Origin of the sequence: Streptomyces sp. NPDC086080, assembly GCF_044540255.1 — a bacterium.
Lineage (GTDB): Bacteria > Actinomycetota > Actinomycetes > Streptomycetales > Streptomycetaceae > Streptomyces.
In genome coordinates this window covers 1-1,864 of sequence record NZ_JBITRU010000101.1, presented here as the reverse complement: position 1 = coordinate 1,864, position 1,864 = coordinate 1, and the positions used below count along the sequence as shown (strand labels likewise).

At 68.5% G+C, this 1,864-nt stretch carries 1 protein-coding gene and 1 pseudogene; both read left to right on the top strand.

From position 1 onward, the window contains the following. Positions 1–230: 230 nt before the first annotated feature. Positions 231–1,568: a Tn3 family transposase gene (locus tag ACIF9R_RS38240; protein WP_399987724.1), complete on the top strand. Its 1,338-nt coding sequence runs from the start codon at positions 231–233 to the stop codon at positions 1,566–1,568. Then, positions 1,556–1,864, top strand: a pseudogene (locus ACIF9R_RS38235) (Tn3 family transposase); the annotation flags it as partial. The gene ACIF9R_RS38240 and the pseudogene ACIF9R_RS38235, both read left to right, overlap by 13 nt.

Here is a 1,864-nt window from a genome sequence, read left to right as displayed (position 1 = left end):
GCCTAGGCGAGGTCGGGGTGGCCCGGCTGCTGGAGCTGGTAGCGGAAGGCAACGAGGACGGTGCCACCCTGCTGGCGTTGCTCAAGCGCGACCCGGGCGCCGTCGGCCTGGAGTCGCTGCTGACGGAGATCACCAAGCTGAACGACGTGCGGAAACTCAGCCTGCCCGACGGGCTGTTCGCGGACTGCTCGGAGAAACTGCTGGCCGCGTGGCGTGCGCGGGCGATCAAGATGTACCCCTCGGACTTCCGTGACACCGCCGAGGACGTGCGGCTCACGCTGCTCGCGGCGCTGTGCTCCTCCCGGCAGACGGAGATCACCGATGCCCTGGGGGACCTGCTGATCGCCCTGGTGCAGAAGATCAACGCCCGCGCCGAGCGGCGGGTCGAGAGGCAGCTCACCGCCGAGCTGAAGAAGGTCCGCGGCAAGGAGGGCATCCTCTTCAAGCTGGCGGACGCGGCGATCGGCCAGCCCGACGAGACCGTACGCACGGCCCTGTACCCGGTGGTCGGTGAGAAGACGCTGCGCGACCTGGTGGCCGAGGCGAAGGCGAACGAGAAGGTCTTCAAGGCCAAGGTCCGCACCACGCTGCGCTCCTCGTACAGCTCGTACTACCGGCAGATGCTGCCGCCGCTGCTGAGGACGCTGGGGTTCCGCTGCAACAACACCGCTTACCGGCCGGTGATGGACGCGCTCGCGCTGCTGGAGAAGTACGCCGGCGTCGACGGCAAGGTGCGCTTCTACGACGCTGGCGACGTGGTGCCGATGGACGGCGTCGTGCGCAAGGACTGGCGCGAGGCCGTCGTGGACGACAAGGGCAAGGTCGAGCGCATCCCGTACGAGCTGTGTGTCCTGGTCGCGCTGCGGGACGCGATCCGGCGCCGGGAGATCTACGTCGAGGGCGGGAGGCGGTGGGGCGACCCGGAGGATGATCTGCCCGGCGACTTCGAGGCCACCCGCACAGTGCACTATGCGGCGATCCGTCAGCCGCTGGACGCGGTGGAGTTCATCGCGGATTTGAAGCAGCGGATGACGAGCGGCCTGGACCGGCTCACGGCCGCTCTGGCGGACGGCTCGGCGGGCGGGGTGAAGGTGACCACCCGGCACGGCGAGCCGTGGATCTCCGTGCCGAAGCTGGAGAAGCTGGACGAGCCCACCGGCCTGACGGCGCTCAAGGACGAGGTGGTACGCCGCCGGGGTGTGCTCGACCTCCTGGACGTGCTCAAGAACGCCGACTTCGACACCGGCTTCACCGACGAGTTCGCCTCGGTCGCCGCCTACGAGCGCATCGACCGCGCCGTCCTCCAGCGCCGCCTCCTGTTGGCCTTGTTCGCCCTCGGTACGAACATGGGCATCCGGGCCATCGTGGCGACCGGCGGGCACGACGAGAGCGAGGCGGCGCTGCGGCACGTGCGCCGGCACTTCATCACCGTCGACAACCTGCGGGCCGCCGTGCGCAAGCTGGTGAACTCCACCTTCGCCCCCCCCGGGACACCGCATGGTGGGGCACCGGCACCTCGTGCGCGTCGGACTCGAAGAAGTTCGGGTCCTGGTCCAGCAACTTCATGACCGAGTACCACGCCCGCTACGGCGGCAACGGCGTGATGATCTATTGGCATGTGGAGCGGAAGAACGTCTGCATCTACTCCCAGCTCAAGAGCTGTTCGTCGTCCGAGGTCGCGGCGATGATCGAGGGACTTTTGAGGCACTGCACGGACGCCGAGATCGAGTCCAACTACGTCGACACGCACGGCGCGTCCGTGGTCGGGTTCGCCTTCACCGAGCTGCTCAACTTCCGGCTGCTGCCGAGGCTGAAGAACATCGGCAGCATCCGCCTGTACCGCCCGGACGACTCCCCGCCCGGC